Source organism: Burkholderia sp. APQ4-4ca, from assembly GCF_057837105.1.
Genome location: NZ_JBYQCG010000111.1, coordinates 23,994 through 40,540 on the forward strand (window position 1 = coordinate 23,994; position 16,547 = coordinate 40,540).

The 16,547-nt window shown below is 67.6% G+C and carries 15 protein-coding genes; 11 read left to right on the plus strand and 4 right to left on the minus strand.

Annotated elements, in window-relative coordinates; translation table 11 throughout:
* Positions 1-55 precede the first annotated feature (55 nt).
* The 8 genes from AC3IFE_RS13955 (at position 56) to AC3IFE_RS13990 (ending at position 9,098) form a co-directional block, all read left to right on the plus strand.
* On the plus strand, positions 56-367 hold the full coding sequence (locus AC3IFE_RS13955; RefSeq protein WP_489190872.1) for a high-potential iron-sulfur protein: 312 nt from the start codon (positions 56-58) through the stop codon (positions 365-367).
* 190 nt (positions 368-557) lie between these two features.
* The gene (locus tag AC3IFE_RS13960) at positions 558-1,865 is read left to right on the plus strand and encodes an MFS transporter (RefSeq protein ID WP_089468690.1); all 1,308 of its coding nucleotides are present in this window, start codon (positions 558-560) and stop codon (positions 1,863-1,865) included.
* Between the two features lie 319 nt (positions 1,866-2,184).
* Complete coding sequence (locus AC3IFE_RS13965; RefSeq protein WP_489190873.1) at positions 2,185-3,813, plus strand: ABC transporter substrate-binding protein; 1,629 nt, start codon at positions 2,185-2,187, stop codon at positions 3,811-3,813.
* 118 nt (positions 3,814-3,931) lie between these two features.
* On the plus strand, positions 3,932-4,942 hold the full coding sequence (locus AC3IFE_RS13970; protein WP_089468688.1) for an ABC transporter permease subunit: 1,011 nt from the start codon (positions 3,932-3,934) through the stop codon (positions 4,940-4,942).
* A 4-nt stretch (positions 4,943-4,946) separates the two neighbouring features.
* Entirely contained in the window at positions 4,947-5,864 is a 918-nt protein-coding gene (locus AC3IFE_RS13975) for an ABC transporter permease subunit (RefSeq protein WP_006489141.1), read from the plus strand.
* A gap of 84 nt (positions 5,865-5,948) precedes the next feature.
* On the plus strand, positions 5,949-6,947 hold the full coding sequence (locus tag AC3IFE_RS13980) for an ABC transporter ATP-binding protein (RefSeq protein WP_089468687.1): 999 nt from the start codon (positions 5,949-5,951) through the stop codon (positions 6,945-6,947).
* Positions 6,944-7,960, plus strand: a complete 1,017-nt coding sequence (locus AC3IFE_RS13985) for a peptide ABC transporter ATP-binding protein (RefSeq protein WP_489190874.1) — start codon at positions 6,944-6,946, stop codon at positions 7,958-7,960. The genes AC3IFE_RS13980 and AC3IFE_RS13985 overlap by 4 nt, the downstream gene beginning before the upstream one ends.
* Positions 7,953-9,098: a TraB/GumN family protein gene (locus AC3IFE_RS13990; protein ID WP_489190875.1), complete on the plus strand. Its 1,146-nt coding sequence runs from the start codon at positions 7,953-7,955 to the stop codon at positions 9,096-9,098. Before AC3IFE_RS13985 ends, AC3IFE_RS13990 begins: the two co-directional genes overlap by 8 nt.
* Positions 9,099-9,655: 557 nt before the next feature.
* Here the strand turns inward: AC3IFE_RS13990 and pxpA are convergent.
* From pxpA to pxpB, 3 genes are read right to left on the minus strand one after another with little or no spacing between them, the layout of a single operon-like run.
* Positions 9,656-10,420, minus strand: coding sequence for a 5-oxoprolinase subunit PxpA (pxpA, locus tag AC3IFE_RS13995; protein WP_089468684.1), 765 nt, complete (start codon positions 10,418-10,420; stop codon positions 9,656-9,658).
* A gap of 53 nt (positions 10,421-10,473) precedes the next feature.
* Entirely contained in the window at positions 10,474-11,541 is a 1,068-nt protein-coding gene (locus AC3IFE_RS14000) for a 5-oxoprolinase subunit C family protein (protein WP_089468683.1), read from the minus strand.
* Positions 11,538-12,194 carry a 5-oxoprolinase subunit PxpB gene (gene pxpB / locus AC3IFE_RS14005; protein WP_301739838.1) on the minus strand — a complete coding sequence of 219 codons (657 nt, stop codon included), beginning with the start codon at positions 12,192-12,194 and terminating at the stop codon, positions 11,538-11,540. Before pxpB ends, AC3IFE_RS14000 begins: the two co-directional genes overlap by 4 nt.
* A 149-nt stretch (positions 12,195-12,343) precedes the next feature.
* Here pxpB and AC3IFE_RS14010 point away from each other — a divergent pair, with 149 nt between their 5' ends.
* Entirely contained in the window at positions 12,344-12,856 is a 513-nt protein-coding gene (locus AC3IFE_RS14010) for a winged helix DNA-binding protein (RefSeq protein WP_301739839.1), read from the plus strand.
* A 61-nt stretch (positions 12,857-12,917) separates the two neighbouring features.
* Here the strand turns inward: AC3IFE_RS14010 and AC3IFE_RS14015 are convergent, their stop codons facing one another.
* Complete coding sequence (locus tag AC3IFE_RS14015; protein ID WP_301739840.1) at positions 12,918-13,526, minus strand: 5-formyltetrahydrofolate cyclo-ligase; 609 nt, start codon at positions 13,524-13,526, stop codon at positions 12,918-12,920.
* Between the two features lie 8 nt (positions 13,527-13,534).
* Between AC3IFE_RS14015 and AC3IFE_RS14020 the strand changes: the two genes are divergently transcribed.
* Both AC3IFE_RS14020 and AC3IFE_RS14025 read left to right on the plus strand, forming a co-directional pair.
* Complete coding sequence (locus AC3IFE_RS14020) at positions 13,535-15,487, plus strand: lytic transglycosylase domain-containing protein (RefSeq protein WP_489190876.1); 1,953 nt, start codon at positions 13,535-13,537, stop codon at positions 15,485-15,487.
* 51 nt (positions 15,488-15,538) lie between these two features.
* Complete coding sequence (locus AC3IFE_RS14025; RefSeq protein WP_089468678.1) at positions 15,539-16,498, plus strand: complex I NDUFA9 subunit family protein; 960 nt, start codon at positions 15,539-15,541, stop codon at positions 16,496-16,498.
* Positions 16,499-16,547 lie beyond the last annotated feature (49 nt).

Genomic DNA, 16,547 nt, shown 5'->3' on the forward strand with positions numbered 1-16,547 from the left:
GTTGAACGCCGTCGCCAGAACGGCTTTCAAACCGATAACGTTGGAGCGAGTCCCCATGAAAACATCCCGTCGGAGTTTCCTGATCACGAGCATCGGTGCGGTGTCCGCGCTGGCGCTGTCGCGCGAAGCGCTGGCCGATGCGCCGATGCTGTCGGAAACCGATCCGACCGCGGTGGCGCTCGGCTACAAGGCCGATGCCACGAAGGTCGACAAGACGAAGTACCCGAAATTCGCAGCGGGCCAGGATTGCGCGGCCTGCATGCTGTACCAGGGCAAGAAGGGCTCGGCGTCGGGCCCGTGCGGCGCGTTCCCCGGCAAGCAGGTGTCGGCGAAGGGCTGGTGCAGCGCCTTCTCGAAGATGGGTTGAGGCCCGTGCGGCATCGTGCGATGCCGCAATGCGGCGAAAACCGCAACACGCTCGCCGTCGTTCGATGGCGGGCGTTTTTTATTGCTTGAAAACGGTTCCGTCGCTTTCTACACTCGCTGCACACCAGCGCGCCGCGGCATCCCGCGCGCCGAACCGCCCGACACGGCGAATTCACGAGGACGAGGCACGCATGGCGACGATTGCGAATTCAACGAAAACGGCCCGGCCCGAGCGCGCGCTGAACCGGCGCGCCGTCGTGGCCGCCGTGATCGGCAATGCGCTCGAGTGGTACGACTTCACGGTGTTCGGCTTCATGACCGTCGTGATCGCCGAGCTGTTCTTCCCCACTTCCAGCGAATACTCGTCGCTGCTGCTCACCACCGCGACGTTCGGCGTCGCGTTCTTCATGCGCCCGATCGGCGGCATCGTGTTCGGGCTGTACGCGGATCGCGCGGGCCGCAAGGCCGCGCTGTCGCTCGTGATCCTGCTGATGACGGCCGGCATCTTCCTGCTTGCGATCGCACCGCCCTATGCGGCGATCGGCATCGGCGGCCCGATCCTGATCGTGCTCGGCCGCCTGCTGCAGGGCTTCTCCGCGGGCGGCGAATTCGGCAGCGCGACGGCGCTGCTGATCGAGGCGGCGCCGTTCTCGAAACGCGGTTTCTACGGCAGCTGGCAGATGGCGAGCCAGGCGGGCGCGCTGCTGATCGGCGCGCTCGTCGGCGCGGCCGTCACGCGCGGGCTGTCGCACGACGCGCTGCGCAGCTGGGGCTGGCGCGTGCCGTTCATCCTCGGGCTCGTGATCGGCCCGATCGGCTTCTACATCCGCCGCCATCTCGCCGATTCCGAAGCATTCCTGCATGCGCAGCAGAGCGCGCGCCGCGCGACGCTCGGCGAAGTGTTCACGCGCCACCCGCGCGAGGTGCTGTGCGGGCTCGGCTCGGTGATCGCGCTCACCGTGACGATCTACGTGCTGATCAGCTATCTGCCGACCTTCGCGGTGAAGCAGCTGAAGCTGCCCTATGCGGAATCGTTCTACGCGGTGATCGTCGGCAACCTGCTGCTGATGGTGCTGTCGCCGATCGCGGGCGCGTGGTCGGATCGCATCGGCCGCAAGGGGCTGTCGCTGTGGTCGCTGGTGCTGACGTTCGCGCTGATGTATCCGCTGTTCGCGTGGCTCGACGCGGCGCCGAGCATCGGGCGGCTGATCGCGGTGCAGGCCGTGCTGTCGGTGACGCTCGCGGGCTACTACGGGCCGTTCGGCGCGATGATCGCCGAGCTGTTCCCGGCCAACGTGCGCTCGACCGGGCTGTCGATCGCGTACAACGTCGCGGTGATGCTGTTCGGCGGCTTCGGCCAGTTCATCGTCACGTGGCTGATCAAGGCGACCGGCACGCCGCTCGCGCCGACCTACTACGTGATGGCGGGAATCGCGCTGTCGATCGTCGCGGTCGCGTTCGTGCCCGCCCGCAGCGCCGACCTCGACGCGCCGGCGTGACGACATGACGATTTGAAGACGCTCATCCCATCGTTTCGCGAAACGCAATGATGTACTGCAGAACGCGGGGACATCGTGCGTCGCCCCATCGTGTTCGCACCCGAATTGTTTAGTCGTCGAACGAAACAGGCGCGAAATGCACGGAATCGGCGCTCGCGCGCGTTGTCGCATTTTTTACCCCCACTAAAAATCGGCAAAAACCCGGCGCGCATATGGAAGAGTTTTTTCTCCAGCTTGTTGCCGCATCGTTAGCTCAAGTAATATCCGCGTACGCCGGACCCTGGCGGGACCGGTTCCGATCTGGAGACCTGGAGGAAACATGGAATACAACCGTCTGTTGCACACCCTGCGTGTTACCGCCATGGCAGGCGTGGCAGCGGCATCGCTCGGCGTCGCGGGCTCTGCATTCGCACAGATCCCGAACAAAACGCTCGTCTACTGCTCAGAAGGCAGCCCGGCGGGTTTCGATTCCGCGCAATTTACGACCGGCGTCGATTTCACCGCCGCCACGTTCACCGTCTACAACCGCCTCGTCGAATTCGAGCGCGGCGGCACGAAGGTCGAGCCCGGCCTCGCCGAGAAGTGGGACGTGTCGTCCGACGGCAAGGTGTACACGTTCCACCTGCGCCACGGCGTGAAGTTCCACACGACCGACTTCTTCAAGCCGACGCGTGAATTCAACGCGGACGACGTGCTGTTCACGTTCCAGCGCATGCTCGACCCGAACAATGCGTTCCGCAAGGCGTACCCGGTGTCGTTCCCGTACTTCACCGACATGGGCCTCGACAAGCTGATCACGAAGGTCGAGAAGGTCGACCCGTACACCGTGAAGTTCACGCTGGCCGAGCCGAACGCGCCGTTCATCCAGAACATGGCGATGGAATTCGCGTCGATCCTGTCGGCCGAATACGGCGAGCAGCTGATGAAGGCCGGCAAGGCCGCCGACATCAACCAGAAGCCGATCGGCACGGGCCCGTTCATCTTCCGCAGCTACACGAAGGATGCGACGATCCGCTTCGACGGCAATCCCGATTACTGGAAGAAGGGCGAAGTGAAGCTCTCGAAGCTGATCTTCTCGATCACGCCGGATCCGGGCGTGCGCGTGCAGAAGATCAAGCGCAACGAATGCCAGGTGATGAGCTATCCGCGCCCGGCCGACATCGCGACGCTGAAGGCCGATTCGAACGTCGACATGCCGTCGCAGGCCGGCTTCAACCTCGGCTACCTCGCGTACAACGTCGAGCACAAGCCGGTCGACAAGCTCGAAGTGCGTCAGGCGCTCGACATGGCGATCAACAAGAAGGCGATCCTCGAGTCCGTCTACCAGGGCGCCGGCCAGGCCGCGAACGCGCCGATGCCGCCGACCCAATGGTCGTACGACAAGAACCTGAAGCTGCCGCCCTACGACACCGCGAAGGCGAAGGCGCTGCTCGCGAAGGCAGGCTTCCCGAACGGTTTCGAGATCACGCTGTGGGCGATGCCCGTGCAGCGCGCGTACAACCCGAACGCCCGCCTGATGGCCGAGATGATCCAGGCCGACTGGGCGAAGATCGGCGTGAAGGCGAAGATCGTCACGTATGAATGGGGCGAGTACATCAAGCGCGCGCACTCGGGCGAGCAGGACACGATGCTGATCGGCTGGACGGGCGACAACGGCGACCCCGACAACTGGCTCGGCACGCTGCTCGGCTGCGAAGCGATCAAGGGCAACAACTTCTCGCACTGGTGCTACAAGCCGTTCGACGAACTGGTCCAGAAGGGCCGCACGACGACGGGCCAGGACGCGCGCACGAAGCTCTACACGCAGGCGCAGCAGATCTTCGCGCAACAGCTGCCGTTCTCGCCGATCGCGAACTCGACCGTCTACCAGCCGGTGCGCAAGAACGTGGTCGACATGCGTATCGAACCGCTCGGCTATGCGCGTTTCGACGGTGTCAGCGTGAAGTAACCGGGCTGGCGTAAGCTGTCGTCATTGAGAAAACCGGCTTGAAATCATCCGGCGGCGAGGGGCCAGAAGCCCTTCGTCGCCGGTCGCACATTTCCCACAAGAAAATACGAGACGCATCATGTTCAGATTCGTGTTGCGCCGCGTGGGGATGGTGATCCCGACTTTCATCGGCATCACCATCCTGGCGTTTGCGCTGATTCACCTGATACCGGGCGACCCCATCGAAGTGATGATGGGCGAGCGCGGCGTCGATCCCGCGATGCACGCGGAGGCGATGAAACGCCTCGGGCTCGACCAGCCGCTGCCCCTGCAGTATCTCCACTACATCGGCCGGGCGCTGCATGGCGACCTCGGCATGTCGATCATCACCAACACGAGTGTCGCGGGCGAGTTCTTCGCGCGCTTCCCGGCGACGGTCGAGCTGTCGCTGTGCGCGCTCGTGTTCGCGCTCGCGGTCGGGCTGCCGGCCGGCGTGATCGCCGCGCTGCGGCGCGGCTCGGTCGTCGATCACGGCGTGATGGGCACCGCGCTCACCGGCTATTCGATGCCGATCTTCTGGTGGGGGCTGATCCTCATCATGGTGTTCTCGTCATATCTCGGCTGGACGCCCGTGTCCGGGCGCATCGCGGTCGAATACGATTTCCCGCACCCGACCGGCTTCATGCTGATCGACGCGCTGCTCGCGCCGGACGAAGGCTCGTTCAAGTCGGCGGTGAGCCACCTGATCCTGCCCGCGATCGTGCTCGGCACGATCCCGCTCGCGGTGATCGCGCGGATGACGCGCTCGTCGATGCTCGAAGTGCTGCGCGAGGACTACATCCGCACCGCCCGCGCGAAAGGGCTGTCGCCCGTGCGCGTGGTCGTCGTGCATGCGCTGCGCAATGCGCTGATCCCGGTCGTCACCGTGATCGGCCTGCAGATCGGCACGCTGCTTGCTGGCGCCGTGCTGACCGAGACGCTCTTTTCGTGGCCCGGCGTCGGCAAGTGGCTGATCGATGCGATCGGCCGCCGCGACTATCCGGTCGTCCAGGGCGGCATCCTGCTGATCGCGACGCTCGTGATCGTCGTGAACCTGGTCGTCGACCTGCTGTACGGCGTGCTGAATCCGCGCATCCGCCACACGAGGTAATCCCATGAGCAATCTGCAAAACACCCTGCCGACCGAATCCGCGCCGGCCGGCGGCCGTGCGCTCGCGCTGCGCGAGTTCTGGGCCAACTTCTCGCGCAATCGCGGCGCCGTCGGCGCGGGCATCGTCGTGATCGTGCTGATCGCGGTCGCCTTGCTCGCGCCGCTGATCGCACCGCACAGCCCGGTCGAGCAATATCGCGACTACGTGAAGATTCCGCCCGCGTGGCTCGCCGGCGGCAACTGGCAATTCATCCTCGGCACCGACGAAGCGGGCCGCGACATCCTTTCGCGGCTGATGTTCGGCGCGCGGATGTCGTTCTGGATCGGCTTCGTGTCGGTCGTGCTCGCGCTGATCCCCGGCATCGTGCTCGGGCTCGTCGCCGCGTTCTTCCAGAAGTGGGCCGACACGCCGGTGATGCGCATCATGGACGTGCTGCTCGCGCTGCCGTCGCTGCTGCTCGCGGTCGCGGTCGTCGCGATCATCGGCCCGGGCCTCACCAACACGATGTTCGCGATCGCGATCGTCGCGCTGCCGGCCTACGTGCGTCTCACGCGCGCATCGGCGCTCGGCGAGCTGCAGAAGGAATACGTGACCGCGTCGCGCGTGGCCGGCGCCGGCACGCTGCGCCTGATGTTCTCGCAGGTGCTGCCGAACTGCACGGCGCCGCTGATCGTGCAGGCGACGCTCGGCTTCTCGTCGGCGATTCTCGACGCGGCCGCGCTCGGCTTCCTCGGCCTCGGCGTGCAGCCGCCGACCGCCGAGTGGGGCGCGATGCTCGCGTCCGCGCGCGACTACATCGACAACGCGTGGTGGATCGTGACGATGCCCGGCCTGTCGATCCTGATTTCGGTGCTCGCGATCAACCTGCTCGGCGACGGGCTGCGCGACGCGCTCGATCCCAAACTGAAGCGGATGGCGTGATATGAAACGACCCCCACACTCTCTTCGTTCGTTGCCCCCCAAGGGGGCGGTCATCCTCCTTGGGGCGGCCCGGCGGAGGACGACATGACCCAGAATCTACTGACCATCCGCAATCTCGCGGTGAACTTCAACGGCCTGCCCGCGGTCGACCGGATCAACCTGTCGGTCGCGCCGGGCGAGGTGGTGGGCGTCGTCGGCGAATCGGGCTCGGGCAAGAGCGTGACGATGATGGCGCTGATGGGCCTGATCGACGCGCCCGGCAAGGTGACGGCCGACGAGGTCACGTTCGACGGCGTCGATCTCCTGAAGGCATCGCCGAAGGCGCGCCGCAAGATCGTCGGCAAGGACATCGCGATGGTGTTCCAGGACGCGCTGACGAGCCTGAACCCGAGCTACACGGTCGGCTACCAGATCAAGGAAGTGCTGAAGCTGCACGAAGGGCTGCGCGGCGACGCGCTGCACCGGCGCGCGCTCGAACTGCTCGACCAGGTCGGCATTCCCGATGCGAAGAACCGCATCGCGTCGTTCCCGCACCAGATGTCGGGCGGGATGAACCAGCGCGTGATGATCGCGATGGCCGTCGCGTGCAACCCGAAGCTCCTGATCGCCGACGAGCCGACCACCGCGCTCGACGTGACGATCCAGGCGCAGATCATGGATCTGCTCGTGAAGCTGCAGAAGGAACGCGGGATGGCGCTCGTGCTGATCTCGCACGATCTGGCCGTGGTGTCGGAGGTCGCGCATCGCGTCGCGGTGATGTACGCGGGCGAAGTCATCGAGACCAATCGCGTGCCCGACATCTTCCGCGCGCCGCATCATCCGTACACCGAAGCGCTGCTCGCGGCGATTCCCGAGCACAATCAGGGGGCGCGTCGCCTTGCCGCATTGCCGGGCATGGTGCCGGGCCGCGATGATCGCCCGTCCGGGTGTCTGTTCGCGCCGCGCTGCAAGTACGTCGTCGACGATTGCCGCAAGGCGCGGCCGGCGCTCGACGCGCTGGTGTCGGGCAACGACGCGATGCGCGCGCGCTGCATCAAGCCGCTCAATCTTTCCAACCTCGACCTGACGGGAGGCGCACGATGAATATTGTCAACGAAACGCCTCGCGCATCGCACGACGAGGAAGCGGTACTGGTGGCCGACGGCCTCGCGAAGCACTACACGGTGAAGCGCGGGATGTTCGGGCAGGGCACGGTGAAGGCGCTGAACGGCGTGTCGTTCTCGCTGAAGCGCGGCAAGACGCTCGCCGTCGTCGGCGAGTCGGGCTGCGGGAAGTCGACGCTCGCGCGCCAGTTGACGATGATCGAGACGCCCACCGCGGGCAGCCTCGTGATCGACGGCAAGAACGTCGCCGGCGCGAACCGCGAGACGGTCGCCGATCTGCGCCGCCGCGTGCAGATGGTGTTCCAGAACCCGTTCGCGTCGCTGAACCCGCGCAAGACCGTCGAGCAGACGCTCGCCGAGCCGCTCGAGATCAACGTGAACCTGACGGCCGCCGAGCGCGCCGCGCGCATCGCGCAGATCATGCGCACGGTCGGTCTGCGCCCCGAGCACGCGAAGCGCTATCCGCACATGTTCTCGGGCGGCCAGCGCCAGCGGGTCGCGATCGCGCGCGCGATGATCCTCGATCCGCGCATCGTCGTCGCCGACGAGCCGGTGTCCGCGCTCGACGTGTCGATCCAGGCGCAGATCCTGAACCTGTTCATGGATCTGCAGGAGCAGTTCAAGACGAGCTACGTGTTCATCTCGCACAACCTGTCGGTGGTCGAGCACGTCGCGGACGACGTGATGGTGATGTACTTCGGCAGCGTCGCCGAGCTCGGCGACAAGGCGACGATCTACGCGCGGCCGCGCCATCCGTACACGCGGGCGCTGATGTCGGCAACGCCGGCGATCTTCGAGGAAGATCGCCGCGTGCAGATCAAGCTGCAGGGCGAGTTGCCGTCGCCGCTCAATCCGCCGTCGGGCTGCGCGTTCCACCAGCGCTGCCCGTACGCGGTCGAGCGGTGCCGCGTCGAGGAGCCGCCATTGCGCGAAGTCGACGGCCGGCGCGTGGCCTGCCATCGCGCCGAGGAGGTCGGGGAGGAGAATGCCTGAAGCGTTGGCGGCGCGCGTGTCCGGCGTGCGCCGTGCGGGAGCCGGCGGCGCGCGCGCGATGCGCGCGTATCGCTACGCGCGGCGCTGGAGCGTGCGTACCGTCACGGGCGCGGCGCTGGCCGGCGCGTGCGTGGCGGCCAGCGTCGTGGTTCCCGTCGAACCGGCGCGCGCCGACGGGCGTGCGCCGGCCACTTCGCCGATTCATCCGTCGCAGGTGCCGCCGCCCGGCATGAGCCTGCCGGGCTTCCATGCGCCGGCCGTGTCCGACGGCACGGTGTCGCGCGGCACCGTGCGCGTGCAGCCGGCGCGCATGCCGTTCTACGTCGCGACCAAGGGCAAGGTCACGCTCTACGTGCTCGGCACGCTGCATACGGGCGATCCGTCCGATTACCCCAGCGCGCAACCGTTCCGGCCGCGTATCCTCGCGGCGCTCGCCGCATCGCCGACGCTCGCGCTCGAACTGTCGCCCGACGATCTGCTCGAATCGCAGGACGACGTGTCGAAGTACGGCGTGTGCCGCTACCCGTGCCTGCAGCGCCTGCTTTCCGAGCCGCTGTGGCAGCAGCTCGCGGCGCGCCTGCGCGGCAACCCGGCCGCGCTCGCCGAGATCCGCAAGATGAGGCCGTGGCTCGCGGCGCTCGTCGTCGAGACCTACGATTCGCTGTCGGCCGGGCTGCAGACCGAATACGGCACCGAGGCGCAACTGCAGAACGTGTTCCTGAAGCGCAAGGGCGGCCGCGTGATCGGGCTCGAGACGCTCGCGGAACAGATGCGCGCGTTCACCGGGCTGACGCTCGCCGAGCAGCGCGAGATGCTCGCGCAGGACATGGTGCAAACGCCCGCGCAGAACGCCGACGACATCAAGGCGCTGCATCGACTGTGGCGAATTGGCGACGCCGATGCGATCGCCGCGTGGGCCGTCGCGAAGAGCGAACGGCTCGCGCGTTCGAAGGCGTTGTCGGCGTCGCTCGACAACAAGATCGTGTACGAGCGCAACCGGCGCTTCGTTGCACGGATGACGGCAATCGCCGCGCCGAACCGGCCGCTGTTCGTCGCGATCGGCGCGCTGCATCTGGGTGGCTCGCGCGGCGTGCTCGAATTGTTGCGCCAGCAAGGATACCGGGTCGACGCGAACTGATCGCGTCCGTCCGCCCGCACCGATCGTCCCCTGTTTGATCGACGTCGCGCGCCACGCGCGAAGCGCTTGCGCGCGGGCAGCGGTCGATAAGGAAAACCCTCGAAACTTCGGAAAATAGCGTTTAAAACGATTGACATCCCGTTCGGCCGATATCTATTCTTCATCCCACAAGTTGAAAAAATGAAAAGAATAGATAAGTTCTACGGGGTAGCAGAAATAAAGCGCGGGGTGAGCGTCGCCGGCACGTGAAGCACGTGCCGGCCGCGGAGAGTCTGCATGCACGGCGGGGCCAATCGTCGTCGAACAACACATGCATGCAGGTCGACTTGCACATAAGCGACGTTCCGTCGTCTGACCGGGGAAGGCAGTGATCGGGCGGCGGCGGACGTTTTTTAATCCGGAATATTTTTCCGGTCACCGTCGAAAGACGGTTTCGGGGGATGAATCGACAGACGGCGAAGCCGCGGCGATTGCATCAACGTAAAAGCGCCACGAGGGCGCTTTTTTCTTTGGTGCGACGAAAACGGGCGGCGCGCAGGCAGGTGCCGACTGCTTCGCTACGCGCCTTCGTCGGCCTGCACCGCCCCGGGCGCAACCACGTCGACGCCGGCGGCCTCGAGCGCCGCGCGGATCCGCTTCGCGAACGCCAGCGCATGCGGCCCGTCGCCGTGCAGGCAGACGGTCTGCGCATTGAGCGGCACCCATTCGCCGCTCAGCGCGCGCACCTGCCGGTTGCGCACCATGTCGAGCGTGCGCGCGAGCACCGCGTCTTCGTCGTCGATCAACGCGCCCGGCTGGCTGCGCGGCACCAGCGAGCCGTCCGCGCGGTAGCCGCGATCGGCGAACACTTCCTCCACCGCGGCGAGCCCCGCCTGCCGCGCGGCCGCGACGAACACGCTGTTCGCGAGCCCGAACACCGCGAGCGACGGATCGAAGTCGTGGATCGCGGACACCACCGCGTCGGCGATCAGCGGGTCGCGCGCGGCCTGGTTGTACAGCGCGCCGTGCGGTTTCACGTGCGCGATGCGCCCGCCCTCGGCCTGCGCGATCGCCGACAGCGCGCCGAGCTGGTACAGCACGCCCGCATAGATGTCGCCGGCCGGCAGCTGCATTTCCTTGCGGCCGAAATTCTCCGGATCGTGAAAGCTCGGGTGCGCGCCGATCGACACGCCTTTCTGCACGGCCCAGCGCACGCAGTCGCGCATCGCATTCGCGCCGCCTGCATGCCAGCCGCATGCGATGTTCGCCGACGTGACGAGGTCGAGCAGCGCCTCGTCCGATCCGCATCCTTCGCCGAGATCGGCATTCAGATCGATTTCCATATGTTCCTCGTCCACTGGTTGCGTGGCCCGTCCTTCTCCGGCTTCCGCCATTGTCACGCCGCGCGCGATTGGGCGCGGCGGCGCGCTTCCTCGCGCATCTCGATCGCGACGTCGATCTGCCGCAGGTACGCCCGTTCCGCGACGAGGGCGGCGCGCGCGGCGTCGGCCGTCGTGCGCACGAAGCGGATCGGCAGGTTGAGGCGCGCCTGCGCGAGCTTCCACAGGTCGGCGCGGATCACCGTGCCGATCTTCGGGTAGCCGCCGGTGGTCTGCGCGTCGTGCATCAGCACGATCGGCTGGCCGTTCGGCGGCACCTGGATCGTGCCCGGCAGCACCGCGTGCGACAGCAGCTCGACCGGCCGCTCGCGCACGAGCTCGGCGCCGGCGAGGCGATAGCCCATCCGGTTGCTGTTCGCGGTGACGAGCCATTCCTCGTCCCAGAACGCCTGCTGCGAATCGGCCGCGAACGACGCGTAGTCGGGGCCCGGCAGCACGCGCACCGGCATCGCCCACGGCGCATGGGCGGGGCGGTGACGGCGCGGCGGCTCGTCGACGCGCACGAACGCGCACCACGCCGGCGCCTTCACGCCGAATTCGGGCGCGTCGGCCGCGAGGCAGCCCGCGCCGGCCGGCGGCACGCCGACCGGCAGCCGGTCGCCGTCGCGCAGCGTGCGGCCGCCGAGGCCGCCGAAGCGCGACGCGAGATCGGTGCTGCGCGAGCCGAGCATCGGCAGCACGTCGATGCCGCCCGCAATACAAAGATAGCCGCGCATGCCGCGCTTCGCGGCCGGCAGCACGAGCGTCTGGCCGGCGTCGACCGGCAGGCTCCACCACGAATACACGGGCTTGCCGTCGAGCGTCGCGCCGAATTCGGTGCCGGTGATCGCGATGCGCGTGGCGCGCGTGAAGCGGAACGTGGCGGGGCCGATCGTGATTTCGACGGCCGCCGCGTCGGGGCGGTTGCCGACGAGCCGGTTGCCGACTTCGAGCGCGAGGCCGTCGAGCGCGCCGCCTTGCGCGACGCCGAGATGGCGCATGCCGCGGCGCCCGAGATCCTGCACGGTCGACAGCGGGCCGGCCCGCACGACCTCGACGGTGCCCGGTGCGTTGCTCTGGGTCATCGTGCGTCGACTCCCGCAATGGTGAAGCGTACGCGGTCGCCGGGCAGCAGCAGCGTCGGCTGCGGCCGCGCCGGATCGAACAGCCGGTGCGACGTGCGGCCGATCAGTTGCCAGCCGCCGGGCGACGTGGCCGGGTAGATGCCCGTCTGCGCGCCGCCGATGCCGACCGAGCCCGCTGGCACCTCGAGCCGCGGCGCCGCGCGGCGCGGCGTATGCAGCGACGCGTCGAGGCCGCCCAGATACGCGAAGCCCGGCTGGAATCCGACGAAGAACACGACGTAGGCGCCGGCCGCGTGGCGCGCGACGACCTCGTCGGCCGACAGGCCCGTGTGCGCGGCGACGGCGGCGAGATCGGGGCCGGCGGCCCCGCCGTACTCGACCGGGATTTCGACCTCGCGGCCGTCCGCGTGCTCGACGTCGGCCGTCTCCCACGCGTCGCGCAGCGCGGGCGTGAGCGAGTCGGCCGTCGCGGCGAGCGGGTCGAACACGATGGTCAGGTTATTCATGCCGGGGACGACGTCGATCACGTCGGGCCATGCGCGCGCGGCCGCGGCCACGGCCCAGACGCGGCGCTGGCAATCGAGCGTGGCGGGCGGCGGGACCTCGCAGACGAGGGCGGCATCGCCGAGCGGATAAATGCGGGGTGGCGTCATCGGACTGGCACGGTTCGGACGGCAATGTTAGCGCACATTGTCAATAAAATATCGACAACTTCTCAATAAGCGTTTTCGCCTAGCTCGTCGGCCGGGGCTTCTGGCGTACACTCGGGCACATCCTGTCATCCGGCTTGCGCCGCCTTTCCATGAAGCGTCCTGCGACCAAGATCGTGTCATCCGAACACCTCGTTTCCGATTCGAGCGCGGAGCTGTCGGAGCTCGAATACGGGCTCATCATGGCCGGCAACGCGTTCAACCGCTGGATGGTGCGCTGCATGTCGGCGGCGGGTGCGAAGGACATGACGGCGGTCGAGGTCTCGCTGCTGCATCACGTCAGCCATCGCGAACGCAAGAAGAAGCTCGCCGACATCTGCTTCGTGCTCAATATCGAGGATACGCACGTCGCGACCTATGCGCTGAAAAAACTGATCGCCCGCGGCTATGTGAAAAGCGAGAAGAGCGGCAAGGAAGCGTTCTTCTTCGCGACCGACGCGGGCCGCGAGCTGTGCCTGAAGTACCGCGAGGTGCGCGAGCATTGCCTGATCGAGACGCTGAAGGAAAGCGGGCTCACCAACGAGCAGATCGGCGACGCGGCGCAGTTGCTGCGCAACGCATCGGGCCTCTACGACACGGCCGCGCGCGCGGCGGCGTCGCTGTAAACGATCGCGGAAACGGTCGGTCGCCGCGACGCGCTCGCGGCAAGCCGCGCCGCGCGCGCCATCATTCGGCGGCCGGGTAAAGCGCACCGTCGGTGACGATCCAGCGCAGCGCGAGATCGTGCGCCTCGGCCGGCAGCGCATCGACGCGGCACGCTTCGTACGCGATGCCGACCGTCACGGGCGGCGTGTCGCCCGGCCATGCGGCGAGCGTGCGGTCGTAGTAGCCGCCGCCGTAGCCGAGCCGGTAGCGCTGCGCATCGAATCCCACGCACGGAATCAGCAAAAGATCGGGCACGACGACGATGCCCGACGCCGGTTCGGGAATCCGGTGATGGCCTTCGCGCATCGGCGTGTGCGCGTCCCACGCATGAAACGCGAGCGGCGTGTGACGCTCGCCGATCACCGGCAACGCGGCGCACCGGCCGGCGCCCGTCGCGCACCATGCGAGCACGGCCTCGCGCGCATCGAATTCACCCGGCAGCGGCCAGTAGAACCCGACCGTGCACGGCGCCAGGCGATCGAGCAGCGTGCGCAGCCGCGCATCGAGCGCGGCGTTCGCGGCGGGCTGCGACGCGGCGTCGCGACGGGCGCCGGACAGCGTTTTGCGCAGCGCAACCTTCGGGTTCGGCACAGGGTTGCATGCTATGCTTTCGCTCACTTCGTGCTCCATTCAAAACGATGTCTAACAGCCTTTTCCGAGTATATCGCGCGGTCGCGCTCGCGCTTTCGGCCGCCGCGCTCGTCGCCGGCACGACCGCATGCGCCGCACCGAACGACGACACGCTCCCCGGCGATGACCAGATCTTCGTGCAGCTTCGCGAAGCCGCACGCCGCAACGACGCCGCGAAGGCCGCGCAGCTCGCGTCGATGATCCCGAACTATCCGGTGCCGTCCTACGTCGAGTATTTCCAGATCAAGCCGCAGTTGTTCGATTCGACGGGCCGCGCGCGCGTCGATGCGCCGGACGCGCTCGTGCAGTCGTTCCTGCAGCGCTACGACGGCCAGGCGATCGCCGATCGCCTGCGCAACGACTACCTGCTCGTGCTCGGCGCGCGCCACGACTGGCGAAATTTCGACGACCAGTACAAGCGCTTCGTGCTCGACGACGACACGCAGGTCAAGTGCTATGCGCTCGAATCGCGCGCGGCGCGCAACGAGAACGTCGCCGACGCGGCGCGCGCGCTGCTCGTCGAGCCGAAGAACTACGGCGATGCGTGCGTCGACCTGATCACCGCGCTCGCCGTCAACCAGCAGTTCACGAGCGACGACGTGTGGCAGCAGGCGCGCCTCGCGTACGAGCAGAACTACACGACGCTCGGCGGCAAGATCGTCGACGCGCTCGGCCCGCGCCCCGCGGGCTTCGACCAGGCGACGAGCGCGCCGCCGCTGTATCTCGCGCGCGGCGTCGGGGCTGACGCCGCATCGCATCAGCTCGCGCTGATCGCGCTCGGCCGCATGGCGCGCAACGATCCGGACGCCGCCGCCGGGATGCTGACGACGCTCGCGCCTTCGCTGACCAAGCAGGAACAGGCGATCGCGTGGGGCGCGATCGGCTACCAGGGCGCGATCAAGCGCTCGCCGATGGCGTCGGTCTGGTATGCGAAATCGGCGAACGCGCCGCTGTCGAACCCGAGCTACGAATGGCGCACGCGCGCCGCGCTGCTCGCCGGCAACTGGCCGATGGTGCGCTGGTCGATCGAGCAGATGCCGCCGTCGCTGCGCAACGATCCGGCGTGGATCTACTGGCATGCGCGCGCGCTCAAGCAGAGCGGCGACACGCTGCAGGCGAACCAGGAATTCGAGCAGGTCGCCGGCCAGTTCAACTTCTACGGGCAGTTGGCCGGCGAAGAGCTCGGCCAGCGCACGACGATTCCGCCGCGCACGAAGGTGAGCGACGCCGAGATCGACGCGATGGGCAAGATTCCGGGCTTCGCGCTCGCGCAACGCTTCTACGCGCTGAACCTGCGCCTCGAAGGCAATCGCGAATGGAACTGGCCGCTGCGCGGGATGACCGATCGCCAACTGCTCGCGGCCGCCGAATACGGCAAGCGCGTCGAGCTGCTCGACCGCACGGTCAACACGGCCGACCGCACGAAGGCCGAGCACGATTTCACGCTGCGCTATCCGTCGCCGTACCGCACGACCGTCGAGCGCTACGCGCAATCGACCGGCCTCGACGTCGAATGGGCGTACGGGCTGATCCGCCAGGAATCGCGTTTCATCATCAGCGCGCGTTCGTCGGTGGGTGCGGGCGGCCTGATGCAGCTGATGCCGGCGACGGCCCAGATGGTCGCGAAGAAGCTCGGCATGGGCACGATCTCGCGTGCGCAGATGCACGACATCGACACCAACATCCAGCTCGGCACCTGGTATCTCGCGGACATCTACAACAACTTCGACAGCTCGCCGGTGCTCGCCACCGCCGGCTACAACGCGGGCCCGGGCCGGCCGCGCCAGTGGCGCCAGGTGTTGACGCGACCGGTCGAAGGCGCGATCTTCGCGGAGACGATTCCGTTCAACGAGACGCGCGACTACGTGAAGAACGTGCTGTCGAACACCGTCTACTACGCGGCGCTCTTCGAGGGCAAACCGCAGTCGTTGAAGAAACGTCTAGGCATGATCTCGCCCTGATACACCGAACTGCCGCGCGAGACGCGGCAGTGTTCTTTTGAGGTTCGGAACATGGATCGCCAGACCGTCGCGCTGCTGGGCGGCACCGGCTTCATCGGCAGCCGGCTCGTCAATGCGCTGATCGACGCCGGCAAGCACGTGCGGATCGGCACGCGGCGGCGCGACCACGCGCGCCACCTGCAGATGCTGCCGATCGACATCGTCGAACTCGATGCGCTCGATACGCGCACGCTCGCGCGCTTCGTCGCCGGCGCGCACGCGGCGATCAACCTGGTCGGCGTGCTGCACGGCGGCCGCGGCACGCCGTACGGACCCGGCTTCGAGCGCGCGCACGTCGCGCTGCCGGCCGCGCTCGCGACCGCCTGCACCGAGGTCGGCGTGCGGCGCCTGCTGCACATGAGCGCGCTCGGCGCCGATTCGCACGGCGCGAGCATGTACCAGCGCTCGAAGGGCGACGGCGAAGCCGCGCTGCATGCGATCGCGGCCACCGATTCGCTCGCGCTGACGATCTTCCGGCCGTCGGTCGTGTTCGGCCCCGGCGACGCCTTCCTCAATACGTTCGCGAACCTGCAGCGCACGGTGCCCGTGCTGCCGCTCGCGATGCCCGACGCGCGCTTTCAGCCGGTGTTCGTCGGCGACGTCGTGCGCGCGTTCGTCAACACGCTCGATCTCGCGGGCGCGCACGGCAAGACCTACGAACTCGGCGGCCCGACCGTCTACACACTGGAGCAACTGGTGCGCTATTGTGGCACGCTGGTCGGCCGGCAGGCACGCATCGTGCGGCTGCCCGACGCGCTTGCGCGGCTGCAGGCGAGCGTGTTCGAATGCCTGCCGGGCGAGCCCGTGCTCACGCGCGACAATCTCGCGACGATGTCGGTGCCGAACGTGCTGTCGGGGCCGCTCGCGCCGGAACTCGGGCTCTCGCCCGCGAGTCTCGAAAGCATTGCGCCCGCGTATCTCGGCGACGCGACGCAGCGCTCGCGATTCGACTGGTTCCGCTCGCGTCGCTAGCGCCCCGCCGTCGGTCGGCTCTTTTTTTTCGCGTTTTCCGGAATTTCGC